Below are 22509 nucleotides of genomic sequence, written 5' to 3'. Positions count from 1 at the left end.
CACGCTCACGGGAACGCACCGGCACGGACCTCTAGGATTGGTCGGGTGAGCAGAGCGGACCTGAACAAGCGGCCGGACGAAGTGGCGGCCATGTTCGACGACGTCGCGGCGAAGTACGACCTCACGAACGACATCCTCTCCGCGGGCAACGCCCCGCTGTGGCGCGTCGCGACGGTCCGGGCGGTCGACCCGCAGCCGGGCGAGAAGGTGCTGGACATCGCCGCCGGCACCGGGACGAGCTCGGCGGCCTTCGCGAAGAAGGGTGCCGAGGTCACGGCGCTCGACCTGTCCGCAGGCATGATCCGCGTCGGCCGTGAGCGCCACCCCGAGATCACGTTCGTCGAGGGGGACGCCGAGCAGCTGCCCTTCGACGACGACACGTTCGACGCCGTCTCGATCTCCTTCGGCCTCCGCAACGTCAACGACCCGCAGCAGGCGCTCGGCGAGATGCTCCGCGTCCTCAAGCCCGGCGGCCGCGTCGTCATCTGCGAGTTCTCCACGCCGCCGCTCGCGCTCCTGCGCTTCGGGTACGGCACCTACCTCAAGCGGGTGCTGCCCGGCGTCGCGAAGCTGTCGTCGAGCAACCCCGCTGCCTACCGCTACCTCGCGGAGTCGATCGACGCGTGGCCCGAGCAGCAGGTGCTCAGCCAGTGGCTCCGCGGCGTCGGCTTCACGATGGTCGCCTACCGGAACCTCACGGCCGGTATCGTCGCACTGCACCGCGGCCGCAAGCCCGTCGCGGGCACGGTCCGCGCCTCGGTCGCCCGTCGCGCGAAGGCCCGCCGTGACCACCAGGTCACCGGCGAGCAGCCGCGCGTCCAGCCGGGCACCGACGCCGCCGACCACGACGGCTGAACCATCCCCTCCCCGAGTACGGAGCAGCACTTGAACCCGAGCGTCCCGGTCGCACGTCGCGCACCGAGTCTCCGCGCCTCGCTGGGCATCGGCGAACGGCTGTTCGCGTCCCCCGCCGACCGACGGTTCATCACCGCGGTGGACGACGGGCTCGAGGTCGTCGAGCACGCGCTCGAGGCCGCGATGCACTCGGCCGACACGCTGGCCGACACCACGAGCCGGTACCTGCTCGCCGCCGGTGGCAAGCGCATCCGGCCGACGCTCACGCTCCTCATCGCGCAGCTCGGCCGCGGCGTCACGGACGAGGTGGTGAAGGCCGCCGTGAGCATCGAGACCACCCACCTCGCGTCGCTGTACCACGACGACGTCATGGACGAGGCGCCCGTCCGTCGCGGGGTCCCCGCGGCGCACGTGACCTACGGCAACAACGTCGCGATCCTCACCGGGGACCTGCTCTTCGCCCGTGCGAGCCTCATCACGGCCGACCTCGGCGTCGAGGGCATCCGGATGCAGGCCGAGACCTTCCAGCGGCTCTGCCTGGGGCAGCTGCACGAGACGACCGGCCCGCGCGAGGGCGAGGACGCCGTCGCGCACTACATCCAGGTACTCAGCGACAAGACCGGCTCGCTCATCGCGACCGCGGCGCGCGCTGGTGTCCTCTTCTCCGGGGCGGACCGGGCCTACCTCGAGCCGGTCGCGGTCTTCGGCGAGAAGGTCGGCGTGGCCTTCCAGCTCGTGGACGACGTCATCGACCTGGCTCCGGCGGGTGACCGCACCGGCAAGATCGCGGGGAACGACCTCCGTGCCGGCGTCGACACGCTGCCGCTGCTCCACCTCCGGGCCCTCGCCGCGACCGACCCCGACGCCGCGGCCGTGCTCCGACGGATCGAGGACGACGTCCGGGACGCCGACGACGACGCCGTGGACACCGAGGCCTACCAGTCCGCGGTCGCCGCCCTCCGCGACCACGAGGCGACCGCCACGACCCGGGCCGTCGCGGTCCGCTGGGCCGAGGAGGCCGTCGACGCGCTCGCTCCGCTGCCCGACGGCACCGTGAAGAAGGCCCTCACCCGGTTCGCGGAGTCCGTCGTCGACCGCAGCCGCTGACAACCGCTCGACGGCGCCCGCCGGCACCGACGAACCGCACGACCCCGGGAGCACCCCACCCGAACGAACTGGAGACGATCAGTGCCCACCCTCCGACTCGCCATCGTCGGCGCCGGCCCCGCCGGCATCTACGCCGCGGACATCCTGCTCCGCGAGGCGCACGGCCACGACGTGTCGATCGACCTCTTCGAGCAGCTCCCCGCGCCGTACGGGCTCGTCCGGTACGGGGTCGCGCCGGACCACCCCCGCATCAAGGGCATCATCAACGCCCTCCGCGACGTGCTCGACCGTGGCGTCGTCCGGCTGTTCGGCAACGTCCGCTTCGGCCAGGACATCACCCTCGAGGACCTCAAGAAGCACTACAACGCGGTCGTGTTCTCGACGGGCGCGATCAAGGACGCCGACCTCGACATCCCCGGCATCGACCTCGAGGGCTCGTACGGCGCCGCCGACTTCGTGAGCTGGTTCGACGGCCACCCGGACGTCCCGCGCACGTGGCCGCTCACGGCGGAGAGCGTCGCGGTGATCGGCAACGGCAACGTCGCCCTCGACGTCTCGCGGATCCTGGCGAAGCACGCCGACGACCTCCTGCCCACCGAGATCCCGGACAACGTGTACGAGGGACTCAAGACGAGCCCCGTCACCGACGTCCACGTGTTCGGCCGCCGCGGTCCGGCGCAGGTGAAGTTCACGCCGCTCGAGCTCCGCGAGCTCGGGGAGGTCCGCGACGTCGACATGGTCGTGTACGACGAGGACTTCGACCACGACGAGGCCTCGCTCGCGGCGATCCAGACGAACAAGCAGGTCATGGTGATCAACCGCGTCCTGAACCAGTGGCGCGAGCGGGAGGTCGGGCAGGCCAGCCGTCGTCTGCACCTGCACTTCTACGCGAAGCCCCTCGAGCTCGTCGGTGACGCGGACGGGCACGTCGCCGCGATCCGGTACGAGCGCACCCGGCCGAACGGCGAGGGCGGCGTCGAGGGCACGGGGGAGATCCGGGAGATCCCGGTCCAGGCCGCCTACCGCGCGGTCGGGTACTTCGGCTCGCCCCTCCCCGGCCTGCCGTTCGACGAGCGCCAGGGCATCATCCCGAACCGCGAGGGCCAGGTCCTCGGCGAGGACGGCCAGCAGCTCCCCGGCGTCTACGCGACGGGGTGGATCAAGCGCGGGCCGGTCGGCCTCATCGGGCACACGAAGTCCGACGCGATGGAGACCGTGCAGCACATCGTCAACGATCAGGCCTCGTGGTGGACCCCGGAGGACCCCTCCGCCGAGGCCGTCCCGGCCCTGCTCCGCGAGCGCGGCGTCGCCTACACGGACCTCGACGGCTGGCACAACCTCGACGAGCACGAGCTCGCGCTCGGCGCAGCGGTCGGCCGCGAGCGCATCAAGGTCGTCCCGCGTGACGAGATGGTCGACGTCTCGCTCGGGCGGGCCGCAGCCCCGACCAGCTGACGGACCGCTCGCCGTGACCACCGCAGCACGCCCCGTACCGCCCGACGCGGTGCGGGGCGTGCCCGCGTCGGGGCCGCGACTGCAGGGTGTCGACGTCGCCCGGGCGATCGCCCTGCTCGGCATGGTCGCCACGCACGTCGGCGACGTCCCGGACGGGGTCGACTGGTCGGACCCGTCGACGTGGGTCGCCGTCGCGCACGGCCGGTCCTCGTCGCTCTTCGCCGTCCTCGCCGGGGTGTCGATCGGCCTCACGAGCGGTCGGACCCGCCCGCCCGGTCCGCCGCTCATCGGTCGGGTGCGAGCCCGTCTGGCGATCCGCGCCGTCGCGGTGGTGGGGATCGGCCTCCTGCTGATGGCGCTGGGCACGCCCGTGTACGTGATCCTCCCGACCTACGGCGTGCTCTTCCTGCTCGCGATCCCGGTGCTCCGGGTGCGCGCCCGTTGGCTCCTCGCCCTCGCGGGCGTCTGCGCGGTCGCTTCGCCCGTGGCCGCGCTCGCGGTGCTGCCTCTGTACGCAGAAGCGGGCATGTGGGAGGTCCAGCTCGGTCTGGTCTACCCGGTGGTCACCTTCCTGGCGTACGTCCTGGTCGGGCTCGCGGTCGCCCGGGCCGGCGGTCTGGAGGCACGGGTCACCCAGGTCGCGCTCCTCGCGTCCGGCGCGCTGGTCGCCGTCGTCGCCTACGTCGTCGGCAGCCTGCTCGCTCCGGTTCCGTCGGACGCCGTATGGGCGTCGTTCCCCGGCGTGCCGTACGCACCGGAGGGCAGCACTCCGGCACAGGCCCTCGCGCAGGAGCTCCTGTCGCCCCGGGACCACTCGTCCTCGATCGTCGACGTCGTCGCGACCGCCGGGGTCGCGGTCGCGGTGACGGCACTGTGCTGCCTGCTCGTCGACGGTCGCGGCCGGACGGTGCAGCGGATCGCGTTCCCGCTCGTCGCCGTCGGCGCGATGCCCCTCTCGGTGTACGCGTTCCACCTCGTCGTGATCGCGTTCCTGCCCGAGTACCCGCAGAGCGCCGCCGCCTGGGGATGGTTCGCGATCGGTTCGGTGCTCTTCGCGATGACGTGGCGCACGTTCCTCGGTCGCGGGCCGCTCGAGCGTCTGCTCGCCCGACTCACCGGAACCGTCCCGCTCACCCGCTGAACCAGCGCCGCCGGCTGCCGTCGAACCACGAACCCGACGTCGAACCAGGACCCGGACGCGGTTCGACGTCGCTTCCGCGGTTCGACGCAGCGACGTGCCCATCGCGACCGCGCACCGGGGCGGGCCGACCCACCGGGCCGACCCGTGCCTCCCGGCCGTGCCTACTGGAGCGCCGCCGTGAGCCGCGCGACGTTGTCGAGCACCTTCGACCGGCGCGGCCGGTCCACCCACGAGTCGAGCGTCAGCTCGAAGCTGTGCTCCTTGTAGGCGTCCTGCACCCCGCGGAGTGCGTCGACGAAGCGGCTGCCGCGGACCATCACCGACACCTCGAGGTTGAGGCTGAACGACCGCATGTCCATGTTGCTCGACCCGATCACGGCGACCTCGTCGTCGATCGTGAAGTGCTTCGCGTGCAGGATTGTCGGCGCCCGGTAGAGCCAGATCTTCACCCCGGCGCGGAGCAGCCCCTCGTAGTAGGAACGCTGCGCGTGCCAGGTCATCGCGTGGTCGCCCATCTCGCCGACGAAGAGCTCCACCTCGACCCCGCGCTGGGCCGTCGTCGTGATGGCGTAGAGCATCGAGTCGTCGGGGACGAAGTACGGCGACGTGATCGACACCTTCTGCTGCGCCGAGTACAGCAGCGCGTTGAAGAGGCGCAGGTTGTTCTCGCCGTCGAAGCCCGGACCGGACGGCACCACCTGGCAGTCGAGGGCGTCGCCGCGGTCAGCGCGCTGGACCGGGTCGCTCTCGCGGAGGAGCAGCTCGTCGGTCTCGCTGTACCAGTCCGTCACGAACAGGGCGTTGAGCCCCGCGACGACCGGCCCCTCGAACCGGGCGAACAGGTCCTTGTAGGCCATGTGCCGCTTCTTGTGCGACTCGAGGTCGTAGGACTTGTCGATGAGGTTCTGCGACCCCGTGAACGCGACCGAGCCGTCGATCACCATGATCTTGCGGTGGTTCCGGAGGTCGGGGCGCTGGAACTTCCCCTGCAGCGGCTTGAGCGGCAGCATGAGGTGCCACTCGATGCCGGCGCGGTCGAGGAACGCCAGCGTGTCCTTGTAGTCCGGGTAGCCACGGCTCGCCCAGTGGTCGAGGAGGAACCGCACGGTCACGCCGCGGGACTGCGCACGGGCGAGGGCCTCGAAGAACGGTCGGGTCGTGTCGTCGAGCGTCGCGATGTAGAACTCGACGTGCACGAACCGGCGCGACTGGTCGACCGCGCGCGTCATCTCGGCGTACGACTCCTCGTAGTCCGGGTAGAGCTCCGCCGAGTTGCCGCCCACGAGGGGCATCGACCCGAGTCCGCGGTTCAGCGCGACGATGCTCTCGAGCCACGGCGGCCACGGGTGGTCCTTGCGGACGCGGTCCATGCCCTCGGTCTGGTCGAGGATGTACTGGTTGATCTCCGCCTGCTTGTCGCGGCGGTCGCGTGGGAGCTTCGTCGACCCGATGACCAGGAACACGATGAACCCGATGTAGGGGATCAGGAAGATCGCGAGCAGCCACGCCGTCGCGGTCTGCGGCTTCCGGTTGATCGGGACGTAGATGATCGAGAACACACGGATCGCGAGGTCGAGCAGGACCAGCAGGATCGTGATCGCGACGGAGAGCCAGTGCTCCACGGTGACGTCGTCGGTGTCGGGTCAGGCGGACGCGGGCGTCAGCGGAAGTTCACGAACTGCAGCGGGACGTCGAACTCTTCGCCCTTCAGCAGCTGGATGGTGTTCTGGAGGTCGTCACGGCTCTTGGAGGACACCCGGAGCTCGTCGCCCTGGATCTGGCTCTTCACGCTCTTCGGCGCCTGCGCGCGGAGGAACGCGCCGATCTTCTTCGCGACGTCCTGCTCGATGCCGTTCTTGAACTTCACCTCGATGCGGAACTCCTTGCCCGAGGGGAAGGGGTCGCCGGCGTCGAGGCTCTTGAGGCTGATGCTGCGCTTGATCGCCTTGGACTGCAGCACGTCGAGCACGGCGCGGGCCCGCTCCTCGGAGTTCGCCTTGATGAGGACGTCCTCACCGCTGAACGCGATCGATGCGCCGGCGCCCTTGAAGTCGTAGCGCTGTTCGATCTCCTTGGCCGCCTGGTTGACGGCGTTCTCCGCCTCCATCTTGTCGACCTTGCTCACCACGTCGAAGGAACTGTCTGCCATGCCGGACAGCCTATCGGCGGCCGGGAGGCGCGGTTCAGGACCGCGGACCGGCCCGGCCCGACGAGGTGGTCACGACCACCCCCGCGCATCGGCTATGCTGTTCTGCGCGCCTCCGGTTGGTGATCACACGGGCTGGGTGCGCGATGGCAAGTTACCCAAGCGGCCAAAGGGATCTGACTGTAAATCAGCCGGCGTAGCCTTCGGGGGTTCGAATCCCTCACTTGCCACGTGATCGAAGCCCCCTCCTCGGAGGGGGCTTCGTCGTTCCCCGGCAAGATGGGTGCATGGCTCCTGAACCCTCGCCGTCCGCGTTCGCCGACCTCGCCGAGTCCATCGCCCGTGAGGCCGCCGCGCTCGCCGCCCGCCGACGCGCCGAGGGGGTCGAGGTCGCCGACCGGAAGTCGAGCGTGGTCGACGTGGTCACCGCCGCGGACCGGGAGGTCGAGGACCTCGTGCGCCGCCGGATCGCCGAGGCGCGCCCGGACGACGCGGTCCTCGGCGAGGAGGCGGGCGGGACGGACGGGACGAGCGGCGTCACCTGGGTCGTCGACCCGATCGACGGCACTGTCAACTACCTCTACGGACGCCCCGACTACGCGGTGAGCATCGGCGTCGTGCGCGGTGCTCCGGACCCCGCGACGTGGGAGCCGATCGCGGGCGTCGTCGTCGCACCGGCCACCGGGACGGTGTTCCGCGCCGTCGCCGGAGGTCCCGCGACCCGGGACGGTGCGCCGATCGTGGCCGCGTCGCCCGACTCGCTCGCCGAGACGCTGCTGTCGACCGGGTTCGCGTACACGGCGGAGCGTCGCCGCGGCCAGGTCGCCGTGCTCGCGGAGCTCATCGGGAGCGTCCGGGACGTCCGTCGTGGGGGATCGGCGGCGCTCGACTGCTGCGCGGTGGGGGACGGCACCGTCGATGCCTACTACGAACGTGGGATCAACCCGTGGGACATGGCCGCCGGGTCGATCGTGGCCGCGGCGGCCGGGGCCGAGGTCCGCTCGTGGCAGGCGGGGGACACGCGGTCGTTCCTGTTCGCGAGCGCCGCGGTGGCCGACGAGCTCGAGGCCCTGCTGCACCGCGCCGAGGCCGCAGCCCTCGGGGTCACACCGGCCTGAGCGGCGTGCAGCCCTCGGACTGGGTGAGCGCCGAGCCGGGGGACACGACTGGCGGGCAGTGTTGTCCTTTGCTACCGTTCAGGGGTTCCGTTACCGGCTCGTTACCAACGGCCCCCACTCCTCCCCCGATCAGGATCAGCACCGAACGCATGCCCGACGCCTCCACCACGCCCGCACCGACCGACGTCACCGTCGACGCACCCACCCCGGTCGTCCACCTGACCCGACGAGCGCGCATCGAGGCCGAGCGAGCCGCTGCACGTACGACGCCGATCGGCACGACCGAGGAGTTCGCCGCGATCGTCGGCGCCCCCGTCGACGCGGTCGCCCCGGCGTCCCCGGTCGACCGCGCGCCCGCGTCCCCGGTCGACCGCGCGCCCGCGTCCCCGGTCGACCTCGCGCCGACGTCGCCGGTGCTGCCCGTCGCCGACGCCGGGCCGGCGACCCCGCCCGCGCCGACGTCTCCGGTCGTCGCGCCGGCCGCCGAGCGCGCCGCTCCGGCATCGCCGTCCCGGATCTCGCGCCGCGCCGGGTCCACCACCGCTCCCGCCTCGTCGCGCCGCGGCGGGGCCACCGCCCGCGTGCGTCCGGCCCGCCGTCCTGCCGCCCCGGCAGCGACGGCCGCTCCTGCCCCTGCCGGCGCGGCGTTCCGTCGCACCGCCTCGCGCGTCACCGCGGTCGGAGCCCTGCTCTTCGTCGCCGGACTGGTGGTCTCGACCTCCCTCCCGGCGCAGGCGCTCTACACGCCGGAGGCCGGCTCGACCTCGGCCCGGTCCGCCGCCTCCGGGAGTGCCCAGTCGATGAGCGTCGGGCAGGCCGCGGACGGCTCGACCACGCGTGACCAGTACACGGTCTCCGACGCCACGCAGTACGCCAACACGGATGCGTCGGCGTTCACGAACGACGCCGACGGCACGATCCAGTGGCCCTTCCTCACCGGTGTCCCGATCACCTCGGGCTTCGGCGGACGCCAGGTCGCCGGCTGCTCGTTCTGCTCGACGAACCACATGGGCGTCGACTTCGCGCCGGGTGAGGGCACCCCGATCCGGGTCATCGCGGACGGCGTCGTGACGAAGGTCCAGGCGAACGACGGCGGCTTCGGCAACGACGTCTGGGTGACCCACGACGTCGACGGCAAGCAGTTCGTCAGCGTCTACGGCCACATGAAGGACAACACGTTCAAGGTCGTCACCGGGCAGCAGGTCTCGGTCGGTGACGAGCTCGGCGAGGTGGGCAGCACCGGCAACTCGACCGGCCCCCACCTGCACCTCGAGATCCACGTCGACGGCGTCCCGGTGGACCCGCTGACCTGGCTCGAGGAGAACGCGGACTAGCGGCCTCCGCGGCGGCACGCCCGGGCGTCGAGCCCGGTTCCGGACCACCGTCGCGAGTCTGCTACTCTCGTGTGGTGCCGTTCGCGGCACATCGCCCCGATAGCTCAGTGGTAGAGCACTTCCATGGTAAGGAAGGGGTCGTCAGTTCAATCCTGACTCGGGGCTCCGACCCGGAGCGAGTGTCGCCTCCGGATCTCCGGCGGGGTAGCTCAGTTGGTTAGAGCACACGGCTCATAATCGTGGTGTCGCGGGTTCAAGTCCCGCCCTCGCTACAGCAAGGCCCGGCGCGTTCGCGTCGGGCCTCTCCTGTTCCCGGCGTTCGCCGCCGCAGTGCGAGCCGGCTCAGTGCGAGCCGGCTCAGTGCGCGCCGGCTCAGTGCGCGCCGTGGTCCGTCCGGTCGACGAGCACCCCGGCGGAGCGCAGGGCCCCCTCGACCGCGCTCGTCACCTGCCGCCACGCAGCGCGCCGACGCTCCGCCCCGATCGCCCCGCCCGCGACCGCGGTCCCGTGGTGGAGCGGACGCACCGTGATCGTCGTGGACGCTCCGGTCACCGTCGTCGACAGCTCGTAGTGCCGGAACTGCCGCGAGGGGTGGACGAGCGCACCGAGCAGCGTCGTGAGGAAGCGGCTCCCGCTCCGTGCCGTGATCGTCCCACCGGTCGTCGTCACCTCGTGTCCGCTCCGGCGCAGGGCCGCGCTCGCGACCTCCATCGCCGCTCGCCGGTCCCCGGTGTGTACGGCGTACTCCGTCCGTGCCTCCATGGCTGCTCCCTCCCCGAGCTCGCGCGACACCCCCCCCGACGTCGCCCCTGCAGCATAGCCGATGCATCCTCATGGACATCCGGTGTCGGACCGCGCTCGGTAGACTGCCGGACGTGTCTGTGAACCCCGAGCTCGTCGGCAGGACGTTCCCGCCGGCCCAGCCCTACCTGGTCGGTCGCGAGAAGGTGCGCGAGTTCTCCCGCGCCGTCTTCGCCACGAACCCGATCCACCACGAGCCGGAGGCCGCCCGTGCCGCCGGCTACGACGACGTGGTCGCACCGCCGACCTTCGCCGTCGTCGTGCAGGAGGCCACGCTCGCCCAGCTCCTCGCCGAGCCGGACGCCGGGATCGACTTCTCGCGGGTCGTGCACGGGGAGCAGGCCTTCACGTACGACCGCCCGATCGTGGCCGGCGACGAACTGACCGCCACGCTGACCGTGACGAGCGTGAAGACCCTCGGCGGCAACGCCATGGTCACCGCCGAGAGCACGATGAACGACGCCGCGGGGGAGCACGTCGTCACGGCGACCTCCACCCTCGTGGTCCGAGGAGACGACGCATGACCACCGCACCCGCGACCTCGCTCGAGGTCGGCACCGTCGTCGCCGAGCGCGAGGTGCACCTCACGCGCGACTCGCTCGTCCGGTACGCCGGCGCCTCCGGCGACTTCAACCCGATCCACTACCGTGACGACGTCGCCGCGTCGGTCGGGCTCCCGGGCGTCCTCGCGCACGGCATGCTCACGATGGGCCTCGCCGTCCAGCCCGTCGCCGAGTGGCTCGGCGACCGCGGCTGGGTGACGCGGTACGGCGTCCGCTTCACCCGTCCCGTGGTCGTCGACCCGCAAGACGGCGCGACCGTCGGCGTCGTCGCGAAGGTCGGCACCGTCGACGACGACGGGCGCCCGCAACGCATCGACCTCACCGTGACCGCCGCCGGGCAGACCGTGCTCGGCAAGGCGCAGGTCACGGTGGCGTTCCGCTGACCGTGACGGACGCCCTGCTCGCCGACCTCACGACGCTCCGCGTCGGCGGTCCTGCGAGCACCCTGCTCACCGCGACGACCACCGAGGAGCTCGTCGAGCACACCCGCACCGCCTGGCAGGACGACGACTGGCTCGTCGTCGGTGGTGGGAGCAACCTCCTCGTGGCCGACCCGGGCTTCGACGGCACGGTCGTGCTCGTCCGCACACGCGGCATCGACCACGAGATCGACGTCGACGGCGTCACCGTCCGCGTGGCGGCCGGTGAACCGTGGGACGCCTTCGTCGCGCAGACGGTGACGAACGGATGGACCGGCCTGGAGGCACTGAGCGGCATCCCGGGCACGGTCGGTGCCGCCCCCGTGCAGAACATCGGCGCCTACGGGGTCGAGCTGTCCGACCTGCTCACCCGCATCGACTTCCTCGACGCGTCGACGGGGGAGCGCGCGTGGGTGCCCGCGGCCGAGCTCGCGCTCGGCTACCGCTCGTCGACCCTGAAGCACGGACGACGCGGCGTGGTGCTCACGGTCGAGTTCCGGCTCGGCGCCGCGTCCGACGACGGCGTCCCGGTCCGCTACGCACAGCTCGCCGGGTCCCTCGGGGTCGAACTCGGCGCCCGGGTGGCACCGGCGACCGTCCGCGACGAGGTCCTCCGCCTCCGCGGGTCGAAGGGCATGGTGCTCGACGGCGACGACCACGACACCTGGAGTGCCGGGTCGTTCTTCACGAACCCGATCGTCTCCGCGGCCTTCGCCGAGACCCTGCCCGCCGATGCTCCGCGTTGGCCCGCCGGCGACGACGTGAAGCTCAGCGCCGCGTGGCTCATCGAGCAAGCCGGCGTCCACCGCGGGTACGCGGTCCCCGGGTCACGCGCGGCGATCTCGTCGAAGCACACGCTGGCGCTGACGAACCGCGGGGGAGCGTCCGCGGCGCAGGTCGCAGAGCTGGCCCGCTACGTGCAGATCACGGTGCTCAACCGCTTCGGCGTCACGCTCGTGCCCGAGCCCGTGGTGGTGGGGGACCTGCTCGCCGCCGGCTGACCGCCCGAGCCGACCCGTGCCTCCAGGACGACGACGGCCTGCCTCCTCGGAGGCGGGCCGTCGTCGTGTCGGGGACTAGATGAAGAGCTTCGCCAGGCGCGACACGCCCTCGGCGATGTCGTCGTCGCCCAGCGCGTACGACAGCCGCAGGTAGCCGGAGGGGCCGAAGGCCTCGCCGGGGACGACCGCGACCTCAGCGTGCTCGAGGATGAGGTCCGCGAGCTCGAGCGTGGTCGTCGGCGTGGAGCCAGCCCACTCTCGGCCGAGCAGTGCCGTGACGTCCGGGTAGACGTAGAAGGCGCCCTTCGGCGTCGGCGTGACGAAGCCCGGGATCGCGTTGAGGCCGTCGACGATGGCCCGACGACGGCGGTCGAACGCCTCCCGCATCGCCGCGACGGGCTCCTGCGGGCCGTCCAGTGCGGCGATCGCTGCCCGCTGCGAGACGTTCGAGACGTTGCTCGACAGGTGCGACTGCAGGTTCGAGGCGGCCTTGACGGCGTCGACCGGGCCGATGAACCAGCCGACGCGCCAACCGGTCATCGCGTAGGTCTTCGCGACGCCGTTGACGAGGATCGTGGTGTCGGCGAGAGCAGGGACCGCGTCGAGGATGCCCGTGAAGCGGACGCCGTCGTACACGAGGTCCTGGTAGATCTCGTCGCTGATGACCCAGATGCCGTGTTCGAGCGCCCACTCGCCGATCGCCTTCGTCTGCTCCGCCGAGTACACGGAGCCGGTCGGGTTCGACGGCGAGCAGAACAGCAGCGCCTTGGTCTTCGAGGTGCGCGCGGCCTCGAGCTGCTCGACCGTCACGAGGTAGTCCTGGTCGCTGCCGGCGAACACGTCGACGGGGACCCCGCCCGCGAGCCGGATGGCCTCCGGGTAGGTGGTCCAGTACGGGGCCGGGAGGAGGACCTCGTCGCCCTCGTCGACGATCGTCTGGAACGCCTGGTAGACCGCCTGCTTGCCGCCGTTCGTCACGATGACCTGCGACGGGTCGACCGACACGCCCGACTCGCGAGCGGTCTTGGCGGCGATCGCCTGCTTCAGCTCGGGCAGTCCCGTGGCGGGCGTGTAGCGGTGGTTCTTCGGGTCCTGCGCGGCGGAGACGGCGGCGTCGACGACGTGCTGCGGCGTGGCGAAGTCGGGCTCGCCCGCGGCGAACGAGATGACCGGCCGACCCGCGGCCTTGAGCGCCTTGGCCTTCGCGTCGACCTTGAGGGTGGCGGACTCGGCGATGGCTGCGATGCGCGACGCGATGCGCTGCTGCGGGGCGGCGGGGTTGGCGGTGGACTCGGGGCCTTCGGCTGCGGTGCTCACGGGGCCAAGCCTATCGGCGCGGCACGCCGGAGCATCCGTCAAGTGGACACCGTGTGACGGACTCCCGTACACTCGACCACCGGAACGCGGATCGGTGACGAACCGGGTTCCGAAGGGCGGTGGCTCAATTGGTAGAGCAGCGGTCTCCAAAACCGCAGGTTGCAGGTTCGAGTCCTGTCCGCCCTGCACATCTGGAAGGGTAGAAGTTGGCGAGCAAAGACGTGGAAGCGACGGCGGACGACGTCGTCGCCAAGGCGAAGCAGGACCGCGCATCGCGTCGCGGGCCGTTCGCTGCCATCGCCCTGTTCATCCGTCAGGTCATCGGCGAGCTCCGCAAGGTGGTCACGCCGACCCGCAAGGAGCTCTTCAGCTACACCGGCGTCGTCCTGGTCTTCGTGATCGTGATGATGGTCCTGGTGTCGGTCCTCGACTTCGTGTTCGGGTACGGCGTCGGCTACGTCTTCGGCAACGGTCCGACCGCCTGATCCGGTCCGACCGACCGCAGGCCGGGCTGATCGCTCGCCAACCCGATCCGCACCACCGAACGGAAAGAATCGACATTGTCTGACAACTCCCGCGACGACATCGACCTCGCGACGGCTGCCGAGCAGTCCTCCGAGGTCGAGGAGAACCAGGAAGGCGACGTCGAGACCGGCGAGCAGCTCGCTGCCGAGTCCGCTGAGGAGCGTGCGATCTCGGTCGAGGACGCCGACGACGAGTCCCTCGGTCTGAGCGACGAGCCCGACGACGGCACGGTCGACGCCGGCCTCGACGAGGCACTCACCGCCCTGCAGGAGTCGCGTGACCCCGAGGCCGACGCGGTCGTGGACGACGCCCTCGAGATCGACTCCGCCGACGAGGCCGAGGCCGCCGTCGAAGCGGTCGAGGACGAGGAAGAGGTCGAGCTCGAGGAGGAGTCCGCCGCGCAGGCGAACGAGACCCTCGCCGCCGACGAGGCCCTCGACGCTGACGAGCCCGCCGAGGTCGACCCGTACGAGGCCTTCAAGGCCGAGCTGCGGATGAAGCCCGGCAAGTGGTACGTCATCCACTCCTACGCGGGCTTCGAGCGTCGCGTGAAGTCGAACATCGAGAACCGCATGGTCTCGATGTCGATGGAGGACTACATCTACCAGGTCGAGGTCCCGATGGAGGACGTCGTCGAGATCAAGAACGGGCAGCGCAAGCTGGTCACCCGCGTCCGGATCCCCTCGTACGTGCTCGTCCGCATGGACCTCAACGAGGACTCGTGGTCGGTCGTCCGCCACACCCCGGGTGTCACCGGCTTCGTCGGCAACGCCCACAACCCGACCCCGCTCCGCTTCGACGAGGCCTTCGGCATGCTGAAGTCGCTCGTCCAGGTCGCCGAGGCCGCTCCGGCCAAGGGCGGCGCGAAGTCCGGCGGTGCCGCGCAGGCCCAGCCGCAGGCGGAGGTCGACTTCGAGATCGGCGAGACGATCACCATCAAGGAAGGCTCGTTCGCGGGCCTGCCGGGTTCGATCTCCGAGATCAAGCCGGAGAGCGGCAAGCTCACGGTCCTCGTCTCGCTGTTCGAGCGCGAGACCCCGGTCGAGCTCAGCTTCGACCAGGTCACCAAGCTGTAGTAAGCTACCGAGGTTTGGCCCCGCACGCTGAGCGTGTGGGGCTTCACCGCGGTCCGGAACGGCCGGGCCCGCGGGAGAGTGCACGGATCCCCGTGCGTTCGATTCCAGGAGGAAACAAGTCATGGCACCGAAGAAGAAGGTCACGGGCCTGATCAAGCTGCAGATCAACGCGGGCGCCGCCAACCCGGCCCCGCCGATCGGTCCTGCGCTCGGTCAGCACGGCGTGAACATCATGGAGTTCTGCAAGGCGTACAACGCCGCGACCGAGTCGCAGCGTGGCAACGTCGTGCCGGTCGAGATCACCGTCTACGAGGACCGTTCGTTCACGTTCGTCCTCAAGACCCCGCCGGCCGCCGAGCTCATCAAGAAGGCTGCGGGTGTGCAGAAGGGGTCCGCGACCCCGCACACGGTCAAGGTCGCCAAGATCTCGATGGACCAGGTCCGTCAGATCGCCGAGACCAAGCAGGCCGACCTGAACGCCAACGACATCGAGCAGGCCGCGAAGATCATCGCCGGCACCGCGCGCTCGATGGGCATCACGGTCGAGGCCTGATCCACACCCCCAACACCCTTCCGTGGGAGAGCCTCGCCGGCTCGTCAACCACGTAGCTCCCAGAGGAGAACACCATGGCGAAGAAGTCCAAGGCCTACCAGGCCGCGGCCGCGAAGATCGAGGCCGACAAGTTCTACACCCCGACCGAGGCCGTCGCCCTCGCGAAGGAGACCGGCTCGGCGAAGACCGACTCCACCGTCGAAGTCGCGCTCAAGCTCGGCGTCGACCCGCGCAAGGCGGACCAGATGGTCCGCGGCACGGTCATCCTGCCGCACGGCACGGGCAAGACCGCCCGCGTCATCGTCTTCGCGGTCGGTGCTGCTGCTGAGGCCGCCATCGCCGCCGGTGCCGACGAGGTCGGTGGCGACGAGCTCATCCAGAAGGTCGCCGACGGCTACACCGCCTTCGACTCGGCCGTCGCGACCCCGGACCTCATGGGCAAGGTCGGCCGTCTGGGCAAGGTGCTCGGCCCGCGTGGCCTCATGCCGAACCCGAAGACCGGCACCGTGACCCCGAACGTCGCGCAGGCCGTCAACGACATCAAGGGCGGCAAGATCGAGTTCCGCGTCGACAAGCACGCCAACGTGCACTTCGTCGTCGGCAAGGCCTCGTTCACGCCGGAGCAGCTCGACGAGAACATCTCGGCCGCGCTCGAGGAGATCGTCCGCCTCAAGCCGAGCTCCTCGAAGGGCCGCTACATCACGAAGGGGTCCGTCGCGACCACCTTCGGCCCGGGCATCCCGCTCGACGTCAACAGCATCTGATCTGCTGATCAGTCAGGGAAGACCCGCACCGGTTCGGTGCGGGTCTTCTCGTCGTCCGGGGCGATGTCCCGATAGCGTGGCGACGTGCGCACGCTCGTCAACGCCCTCCGGCTCATCGCGGTCATCGCCACCGCCTCCGCGATCCTCGCGCAGTGGCTCGTCAGCTCCCGGTCGCCGGAGTACAACCCGTTCAACTTCTTCGGGTACTTCACGATCCAGTCGAACATCGTCATCGCGGTCGCCCTCGGCGTGACGCTCGTCGTGGCGTTGCGGTCGAAGCGTGAGCCGCTCCGGTTGTCGGTGTTCCGCGGGGCCGCCACGGTCTACATCGCGACGACGGGGGTCGTGTACAACACGCTGCTCACCGGAGCCGCCGTCGAGAACACCGTGCCGTGGTCGAACGACGTGCTCCACAAGTGGATCCCGCTCTACGCCGTGCTCGACTGGCTGCTCTTCTCGGACCGGGGCAGGCTGCTGCTCCGGCACGTGTGGTGGTTCCTGATCTACCCGGCCGTCTGGCTCGTGGTCGTCCTGGTCCGCGGCGCGACCGACGGGTGGGTGCCGTACCCGTTCCTGAACCCGTCGCTCGGGTACGGCGTCGTCGCGCTGTACTGCCTCGGCGTCGCGGTCTTCATCGCGCTGATGGGCGTGCTCGTCGTGGGGATGAGCCGACTCCGGATCGTGAAGGTCTAGACCCGGTCGCGGCGGAGGGTGTCGAGCACCCGGTCGGCGAGGTCGATCAGGACCCGGATCTGGTCGTCGTCGCGGTCGACCCAGCGGCACTCGGGCTCGTCGTGCGCGGGGACGAAGTCGTCGTGGCGCTCCCAGACGAACAGGGTGCGGTCGGCCCCGAGCACGTACTGCTGCCACCAGATCTGCCGGAGGTAGTGCCGGGGGATGCTCCGCCAGCCCTTCGCGGTCGTCTTGATCTCGGCGAGCACGAGTCGCCCGTCACCGTCGTGTCCGACGCCGTCGGGTGTGGCGAGGTGTGCACGGTTCGCGGCGGCGTGGAAGAGGTGCGCGGACGGCTCGATGCCGTGCGTCGCAGCGACCCAGGCAGCGATGACGGGCTCGCGCTCCCGGCCGTGCTCGGTGTACACGTTGCCCGAGAACCGGGAGCCGTAGCGCTTGTCGGCGACGACGGCGTGGACCGCGCGGAGCGAGGCGAGCCGGGCGACGTCGGTCGCCGTGATGCCCATGGCCCGCGCGCGGAGCCACGCCATCCGGTCCGAGGAGTGCGCGACGATGCGCTCGGTGTGCCCCCGCAGGACCGTGAACGTGTCGTGCTGCACGCCCACCGCAGGTGCCGAGGAGCCGGGACCGGCCGTCCGCGCACCCGGTGCCGGCGCGGCGGAGGCGAGCTCCGCCTCCAGTCCGGGGTCCAGGTCGCCCCACAGGGTGGGCTGCACGATCGTCACCCGACGATTCTCACCCCGCCCACCGACGCGACGGAAACCGACGCGCGGTCAGGACACCAGTGCGCGTCCCTCGGCGAACGCGACGAGCTCGTCGACGCCCGCGGGGGAGAGCGCGTAGTCGATCGCGAGCGCCGCCGCCCCGTGCAGCGCCGCGTGCGAGCCCGCCCGGGACTGCGCGATCACGAGGTGCTCCGTCGCGAGCGGCATCGACCGGGCGTACACGACCTCGCGGACACCGGCGAGGAGGTGCTCGCCGGCGCGGGTGACGGACCCGCCGAGCACGATCACGGACGGGTTCATGAGCGACACGCAGGTGGCGAGCACCTCGCCGATGTCCCGCCCGGCCTGCCGGACCGCGGCGATGGCGTCGAGGTCGGCTCGCGAGACGAGGTCGATCACGTCCCCGCTCGTGTGGACCTCGCGGCCCTTGGCGCGCAGCGCGCGGGCGATCGCCGGACCGGACGCGACGGCCTCGAGGCAGCCGGTGTTGCCACAGTGGCACGGGATGTCCTCGGCCCGGCCGACCCGGACGTGGCCGATGTCGCCCGCGGTGCCCTGGGCACCGCGCTGCAGGACGCCGTCGGAGACGATGCCGGAGCCGATGCCGGTGGCGACCTTCACGAAGAGCAGGTGGTCGACGTCGGTCCAGCCGCGCTGCCGTTCGCCGAGCGCGGCGATGTTGACGTCGTTGTCGAGGAGGACGTGGGCGGCGACGTGCTGCCGGAGCCACCCGGGCACGTCGAAGCCGTCCCATCCGGGCATGATCGGGGGGTTCGCCGGGCGCCCGGTGGAGAACTCCACGGGTCCGGGCACGCCGATGCCGATGGCGATGACGTCGTCGCGGGTGCGTCCGACCTCGGCGAGCAGTTCGTCGATCACGGAGACCAGCCACGACAGCGTCGCCACGGGTCCGGCGGCGATGTCGATGCGCGCGTCCCGGGAGGCGAGCGGCGCCCCGGTGAGGTCGGTCACGGCGACCCGTCCGTGCGAGGCGCCGAGGTCCGCGGCGACCACGAGCCGGGCGCGGGGCACCAGGGCGACCTGCGCTGGCGGCCGTCCACCGGTCGAGGCGGCGGTCTCCACCGGTCCGACGAGTCCGACCTCGATGAGGGCATCGAGGCGCACGCCGATCGTCGAGCGTGCCATCCCCGTCAGGGCGGCGAGCTCGGCCCGGGTCCGTGGCACGCCGTCACGGAGGATCTGGAAGAGCTCGCTCGTCCCGACCGGAGGCGACGCTGCCGTCCGAGTCAAGTCGACCATGCGGCGAGTAGAGCACACATCGAACAGGACACGCAACGAAGTGCGCCGAAGTGTTCGGGACTTTTGCTTGACCGCCGTCAGAAGTGGTCATAGTGTGACGCTCGGTCAGTGACGACCGCACCGTCTCGACGAGGAGAACCCCTGGTGACACAACCGCTCTCGGTCCAGCTCTACACCGTCCGCGACGCCCTCTCAGCCGATCTGCCCGGCACACTGCAGCGCATCGCCGACATCGGCTACACGAACGTCGAACTCTTCGGTTACGTCGACCGTGCCGCGGAGCTGCGCGACGCGCTCGCTGCCGCCGGGCTCGCCGCGCCGAGCGGACACGCGCGACTGCTGGACGCCGGCGAGCAGGACCTCGAGGCGATCTTCCACGCGAGCGTCACCGCAGGCATGACGACGCTCATCGACCCGCACATCGACGAGTCCCGCTGGACCACCCGCGAGGACGTCGAGGCGATCGCCCGCGAGCTGAGCGCCCTCGCGCCCCGCGCCGCCGACCACGGACTGACCCTCGGCTACCACAACCACGCGTTCGAGTTCTCGAACCGCATCGACGGCACGAGTGCCTACGAGGTCTTCGCGGACGCGCTGTCCGACGACGTCGTGCTCGAGCTCGACACCTACTGGGTGACGGTCGGCGGCGACGACCCGGTCGCGGTCATCGGCAAGTACGGCGACAAGGTGCAGTTCCTCCACGTCAAGGACGGCGACGGCTCGCACGACGACGAGAAGCAGGTCGCGGTCGGCGACGGCATCATGCCGGTCCGGGAGATCCTCGCGGCGGCGCCGGACGCGCTGCACGTCGTCGAGCTCGACGGCCACGAAGGCGACGTGTTCCAGGCCGTGGCCGACTCGTACACGTTCCTGCAGGGGGCCCGCGCATGACCGACAGCTCGACCGGCACCTCGACCGGCACCTCGACCGGCACCTCGACCGGCACCGAGAGCACCGGCACCGCAACCACCGGCACCGCAACCACCGGCACCGACACCACGACGGCCGCCGGCGCCACCCGCCGCACCGGCCCGGTCGGCGTCGGGGTCATCGGCGCCGGCGTCATCTCGGACCAGTACCTCTCGAACCTCACGGTCTTCCCGGACGTCGCGGTGCACTTCATCGCCGACATCGACCTGCCGCGCGCAGCCGCCCAGGCCGAGAAGTGGGGGGTCCCGGGCTCCGGCACGGTCGAGGAGCTGCTCGCGCACGACGACATCGAGATCGTCGTCAACCTGACGATCCCGGCCGCCCACGTCGAGGTCGCCCTGCAGATCCTCGCCGCGGGCAAGCACGTGTGGGGCGAGAAGCCGTACGCCCTCGACCGCGAGAGCGCCACCCGGCTCCGTGACGCCGCGGTCGCCGCCGGCACGACGGTCAGCGTCGCGCCCGACACCTTCCTCGGTGCCGGCCTCCAGACCGCGCTCCGGACCGTCCGCGAGGGCCGCATCGGCACCCCGCTCAACGGCCTGACGCTGTTCCAGAGCCCCGGCCCCGAGTCCTGGCACCCGAGCCCCGAGTTCCTCTTCGCGGTCGGTGCCGGCCCACTGTTCGACATCGGCCCGTACTACCTCACGACCCTCGTGCAGGTGTTCGGCCCGGTCTCGAAGGTCACGGCCACCGCGTCGAAGGCCCGTGCGACCCGTGTCATCGGCTCCGGGCCGAAGGCGGGCACGGAGTTCCCCGTCGAGGTCCCGACGAACCACTCGGCGCTCATCGAGTTCGCGAACGGCGGGAGCGCGCAGAGCGTCTTCTCCTTCGAGTCGACCCGCGGCCGCACCGGCTTCGTCGAGATCGCGGGGGAGACGGGCACGATCGTGTTCCCGGACCCGAACAACTTCGACGGCGACACCGAGCTGTACGCGGCCGGCGCCGACGAGCCCGAGACGATCCCCGCGGTCGGCTCCACCTACTCGCGCGGCACGGGCGTGGTCGACCTCGCCCGCTCCGTCCGCGCCGGTGTCGGCAACCGGGTCCCCGGTGCCCTCGCCTTCCACGTCCTCGACGTGATGGTCTCCATCGCCGAGAGCGCCGAACGTGGGGAGGCGGTGCTCGTCGAGAGCACCGTCGACCCCTCCCCGACCCTCCCCGAGGGTTGGGACCCCGCGGAGTCGACCCTGGCCTGACGGCCGGGCGACACCCCGCACACAGCAGCACCCGACAGCACCATCCCTGCACCATCTCAACGACGAGAAAGTAGAGAGTCATGCGCACTGCCATCCGCGCACTGGCCATCACCGCGGCCGCGGCACTCACCGTGACCGGCCTCGCGGCCTGCTCCTCCGGAGGCTCCGGTTCGTCCGGCGACTCCAAGACGCTCACGTACTGGGCGTCGAACCAGGGGACGTCCCTCCAGAACGACAAGGAGGTGCTCACCCCGGTCCTCGAGAAGTTCACCAAGGAGACCGGGATCAAGGTCAACCTCCAGGTCATCGGCTGGAACGACCTGCAGAACAAGATCCAGACCGCCGTCACGTCGGGCCAGGGCCCGGACGTGGTCAACATCGGCAACACGTGGGCGACCTCGCTCCAGGCCACCGGCGCCTTCCAGGAGTTCGGTGACTCGGAGATGAAGGCGATCGGCGGTGCCGACAAGTTCGGCAAGGTCGCGCTCTCCACCGGTGGCGCGCCCGGCAAGACCGTCACGAGCGTCCCGCTCTACGGCCTCGCGTACGGCCTGTACTACAACAAGCAGATGTTCAAGGACGCCGGCCTCGAGGCACCGACGACGTGGGAGGACCTCGTCACCGACGCCAAGAAGCTCACCACGGGCGGCAAGTACGGCTTCACCATCGCCGGTGGTTCGTACACCGAGAACTCGCACTTCGCGTTCATCAACTCGGCGCAGAACGGCGGCGAGTGGTTCGACAAGGACGGCAAGCCGACCTTCACGCAGAAGGCGAACGTCGACGGCATCAAGCGCTACCTCGACCTGATGCAGTCCGACAAGGTCGTCAACACCTCGAACGCGCAGTACGACAACGGCACCCAGGCGGTCTCGGACTTCGCGAACAAGAAGGCCGCGATGATGCTGACGCAGAACAACGCGAACAGCACGATCACGTCGAACGGCATGTCGAAGGACGACTTCGGCGTGGTGCCCTTCCCGGCACCGCAGGGCGAGAAGGACATCGCGTCGTTCCCGGCCGGCATCAACCTGTCCATCTTCAAGAACACGAAGAACAAGGACGGCGCCCTGAAGTTCGTCAAGTACATGACGAGCGCGGACACACAGGCCACGCTCGACAAGCCGTACTCGGCCCTGCCGGTGCTCGCCTCCGCTGCTGACTCGGTCACCGACGAGCAGACGAAGACGTTCCTCGACATCTACAACAACAAGGCGAAGCCGCTCCCGCTGGTGCCCGCCGAGGACCAGTTCGAGTCGACGGTCGGCAAGGCGATGAACGACATGTTCGCCAAGATCGCGACCGGCGGAACGGTCTCCGACAGTGACATCAAGTCGGCGCTCCAGACCGCCCAGGACCAGGTGTCCCAGGCAGCCGGTTGATCCGCCTGGAGGCCCGGGTCGCGTCCGTCAGGACGCGCCCGGGCCTCCACCCCTCGCGTCCACCCCGTGACGCGAGCGCCAGTGCCTCCCACCCCGGCCACGCGCCGGGGGTGAGCCGATCGGCTCACGCACGCCGCGCCTCCCCGCC

23 protein-coding genes and 4 tRNA genes are annotated in these 22509 nt (G+C 70.7%); 21 read left to right on the top strand and 6 right to left on the bottom strand.

The window, feature by feature from the left end:
- The first annotated feature begins 45 nt into the window (after positions 1-45).
- From ACRQ4C_RS12175 to ACRQ4C_RS12160, 4 genes are all read left to right on the top strand, one after another.
- A complete protein-coding gene (locus tag ACRQ4C_RS12175; RefSeq protein ID WP_290131211.1) occupies positions 46-855 on the top strand; it encodes a demethylmenaquinone methyltransferase in 810 nt (269 codons plus the stop codon).
- A 30-nt stretch (positions 856-885) separates the two neighbouring features.
- Positions 886-1962 (top strand): polyprenyl synthetase family protein, encoded by a 1077-nt coding sequence (locus ACRQ4C_RS12170; RefSeq protein WP_290131212.1) that lies wholly within the window; start codon positions 886-888, stop codon positions 1960-1962.
- 81 nt (positions 1963-2043) lie between these two features.
- Positions 2044-3417, top strand: a complete 1374-nt coding sequence (locus ACRQ4C_RS12165) for an FAD-dependent oxidoreductase (RefSeq protein ID WP_439688812.1) — start codon at positions 2044-2046, stop codon at positions 3415-3417.
- Positions 3418-3430: 13 nt separating this feature from the next.
- Positions 3431-4558 (top strand): heparan-alpha-glucosaminide N-acetyltransferase domain-containing protein, encoded by a 1128-nt coding sequence (locus ACRQ4C_RS12160; RefSeq protein WP_439688811.1) that lies wholly within the window; start codon positions 3431-3433, stop codon positions 4556-4558.
- 161 nt (positions 4559-4719) lie between these two features.
- Here the strand turns inward: ACRQ4C_RS12160 and cls are convergent, their stop codons facing one another.
- Together cls and ACRQ4C_RS12150 are read right to left on the bottom strand one after the other, a co-directional pair.
- Positions 4720-6180, bottom strand: a complete 1461-nt coding sequence (cls, locus tag ACRQ4C_RS12155; protein ID WP_439688810.1) for a cardiolipin synthase — start codon at positions 6178-6180, stop codon at positions 4720-4722.
- A 38-nt stretch (positions 6181-6218) separates the two neighbouring features.
- Complete coding sequence (locus tag ACRQ4C_RS12150) at positions 6219-6707, bottom strand: YajQ family cyclic di-GMP-binding protein (RefSeq protein ID WP_242088468.1); 489 nt, start codon at positions 6705-6707, stop codon at positions 6219-6221.
- Between the two features lie 145 nt (positions 6708-6852).
- Between ACRQ4C_RS12150 and ACRQ4C_RS12145 the strand changes: the two genes are divergently transcribed.
- The 5 genes from ACRQ4C_RS12145 (at position 6853) to ACRQ4C_RS12125 (ending at position 9428) form a co-directional block, all read left to right on the top strand.
- Positions 6853-6934: transfer RNA gene (locus ACRQ4C_RS12145), tRNA-Tyr, on the top strand.
- 57 nt (positions 6935-6991) lie between these two features.
- Complete coding sequence (locus tag ACRQ4C_RS12140) at positions 6992-7822, top strand: inositol monophosphatase family protein (protein WP_439688809.1); 831 nt, start codon at positions 6992-6994, stop codon at positions 7820-7822.
- A gap of 149 nt (positions 7823-7971) precedes the next feature.
- Positions 7972-9156 (top strand): M23 family metallopeptidase, encoded by a 1185-nt coding sequence (locus ACRQ4C_RS12135; RefSeq protein WP_439688808.1) that lies wholly within the window; start codon positions 7972-7974, stop codon positions 9154-9156.
- 93 nt (positions 9157-9249) lie between these two features.
- Positions 9250-9321 (top strand) — tRNA-Thr (locus ACRQ4C_RS12130).
- 33 nt (positions 9322-9354) lie between these two features.
- Positions 9355-9428: transfer RNA gene (locus ACRQ4C_RS12125), tRNA-Met, on the top strand.
- 100 nt (positions 9429-9528) lie between these two features.
- Here the strand turns inward: ACRQ4C_RS12125 and ACRQ4C_RS12120 are convergent.
- On the bottom strand, positions 9529-9918 hold the full coding sequence (locus ACRQ4C_RS12120) for a hypothetical protein (RefSeq protein WP_290131219.1): 390 nt from the start codon (positions 9916-9918) through the stop codon (positions 9529-9531).
- A gap of 113 nt (positions 9919-10031) precedes the next feature.
- Between ACRQ4C_RS12120 and ACRQ4C_RS12115 the strand changes: the two genes are divergently transcribed.
- The 3 genes from ACRQ4C_RS12115 to ACRQ4C_RS12105 are packed head-to-tail and all read left to right on the top strand — an operon-like array spanning position 10032 to position 11940.
- Entirely contained in the window at positions 10032-10481 is a 450-nt protein-coding gene (locus tag ACRQ4C_RS12115; protein WP_079236588.1) for a MaoC family dehydratase N-terminal domain-containing protein, read from the top strand.
- Entirely contained in the window at positions 10478-10903 is a 426-nt protein-coding gene (locus ACRQ4C_RS12110) for a MaoC/PaaZ C-terminal domain-containing protein (RefSeq protein ID WP_290131220.1), read from the top strand. The genes ACRQ4C_RS12115 and ACRQ4C_RS12110 overlap by 4 nt, the downstream gene beginning before the upstream one ends.
- Positions 10900-11940: a UDP-N-acetylmuramate dehydrogenase gene (locus ACRQ4C_RS12105; protein WP_439690903.1), complete on the top strand. Its 1041-nt coding sequence runs from the start codon at positions 10900-10902 to the stop codon at positions 11938-11940. The genes ACRQ4C_RS12110 and ACRQ4C_RS12105 overlap by 4 nt, the downstream gene beginning before the upstream one ends.
- A gap of 75 nt (positions 11941-12015) precedes the next feature.
- Here ACRQ4C_RS12105 and ACRQ4C_RS12100 read toward each other — a convergent pair whose 3' ends face one another.
- Complete coding sequence (locus tag ACRQ4C_RS12100; RefSeq protein WP_439690902.1) at positions 12016-13197, bottom strand: pyridoxal phosphate-dependent aminotransferase; 1182 nt, start codon at positions 13195-13197, stop codon at positions 12016-12018.
- A gap of 173 nt (positions 13198-13370) precedes the next feature.
- Between ACRQ4C_RS12100 and ACRQ4C_RS12095 the strand changes: the two genes are divergently transcribed.
- The 6 genes from ACRQ4C_RS12095 to ACRQ4C_RS12070 all read left to right on the top strand — a co-directional run bounded on the left by ACRQ4C_RS12095 (position 13371) and on the right by ACRQ4C_RS12070 (position 16868).
- Positions 13371-13443 (top strand) — tRNA-Trp (locus ACRQ4C_RS12095).
- A 20-nt stretch (positions 13444-13463) separates the two neighbouring features.
- On the top strand, positions 13464-13742 hold the full coding sequence (gene secE, locus ACRQ4C_RS12090; RefSeq protein WP_290131223.1) for a preprotein translocase subunit SecE: 279 nt from the start codon (positions 13464-13466) through the stop codon (positions 13740-13742).
- Between the two features lie 75 nt (positions 13743-13817).
- Positions 13818-14858: a transcription termination/antitermination protein NusG gene (gene nusG, locus ACRQ4C_RS12085; RefSeq protein ID WP_400413143.1), complete on the top strand. Its 1041-nt coding sequence runs from the start codon at positions 13818-13820 to the stop codon at positions 14856-14858.
- 121 nt (positions 14859-14979) lie between these two features.
- Positions 14980-15411, top strand: coding sequence for a 50S ribosomal protein L11 (gene rplK / locus ACRQ4C_RS12080; RefSeq protein ID WP_022906459.1), 432 nt, complete (start codon positions 14980-14982; stop codon positions 15409-15411).
- A 74-nt stretch (positions 15412-15485) separates the two neighbouring features.
- Positions 15486-16175, top strand: a complete 690-nt coding sequence (gene rplA / locus ACRQ4C_RS12075) for a 50S ribosomal protein L1 (RefSeq protein ID WP_022834225.1) — start codon at positions 15486-15488, stop codon at positions 16173-16175.
- Between the two features lie 84 nt (positions 16176-16259).
- The gene (locus ACRQ4C_RS12070; protein ID WP_439688807.1) at positions 16260-16868 is read left to right on the top strand and encodes a Pr6Pr family membrane protein; all 609 of its coding nucleotides are present in this window, start codon (positions 16260-16262) and stop codon (positions 16866-16868) included.
- On the opposite strand, the gene ACRQ4C_RS12065 is transcribed toward ACRQ4C_RS12070, so the two are convergent.
- Positions 16865-17593: a YqaJ viral recombinase family protein gene (locus tag ACRQ4C_RS12065; RefSeq protein ID WP_439688806.1), complete on the bottom strand. Its 729-nt coding sequence runs from the start codon at positions 17591-17593 to the stop codon at positions 16865-16867. The genes ACRQ4C_RS12070 and ACRQ4C_RS12065 overlap by 4 nt on opposite strands.
- Before the next feature lie 48 nt (positions 17594-17641).
- Entirely contained in the window at positions 17642-18853 is a 1212-nt protein-coding gene (locus tag ACRQ4C_RS12060; protein ID WP_439688805.1) for an ROK family protein, read from the bottom strand.
- A gap of 144 nt (positions 18854-18997) precedes the next feature.
- Between ACRQ4C_RS12060 and ACRQ4C_RS12055 the strand changes: the two genes are divergently transcribed.
- The 3 genes from ACRQ4C_RS12055 to ACRQ4C_RS12045 all read left to right on the top strand — a co-directional run bounded on the left by ACRQ4C_RS12055 (position 18998) and on the right by ACRQ4C_RS12045 (position 22361).
- Positions 18998-19744 (top strand): sugar phosphate isomerase/epimerase family protein, encoded by a 747-nt coding sequence (locus ACRQ4C_RS12055; RefSeq protein WP_290131228.1) that lies wholly within the window; start codon positions 18998-19000, stop codon positions 19742-19744.
- Positions 19741-20979, top strand: a complete 1239-nt coding sequence (locus tag ACRQ4C_RS12050) for a Gfo/Idh/MocA family protein (protein ID WP_439688804.1) — start codon at positions 19741-19743, stop codon at positions 20977-20979. The genes ACRQ4C_RS12055 and ACRQ4C_RS12050 overlap by 4 nt, the downstream gene beginning before the upstream one ends.
- An 80-nt stretch (positions 20980-21059) precedes the next feature.
- Positions 21060-22361 (top strand): ABC transporter substrate-binding protein, encoded by a 1302-nt coding sequence (locus ACRQ4C_RS12045; protein ID WP_290131230.1) that lies wholly within the window; start codon positions 21060-21062, stop codon positions 22359-22361.
- Positions 22362-22509 lie beyond the last annotated feature (148 nt).

The organism is Curtobacterium sp. SP.BCp, assembly GCF_051903255.1.
GTDB lineage: Bacteria > Actinomycetota > Actinomycetes > Actinomycetales > Microbacteriaceae > Curtobacterium.
This window is presented reverse-complemented; position numbering and strand designations above follow the sequence as displayed.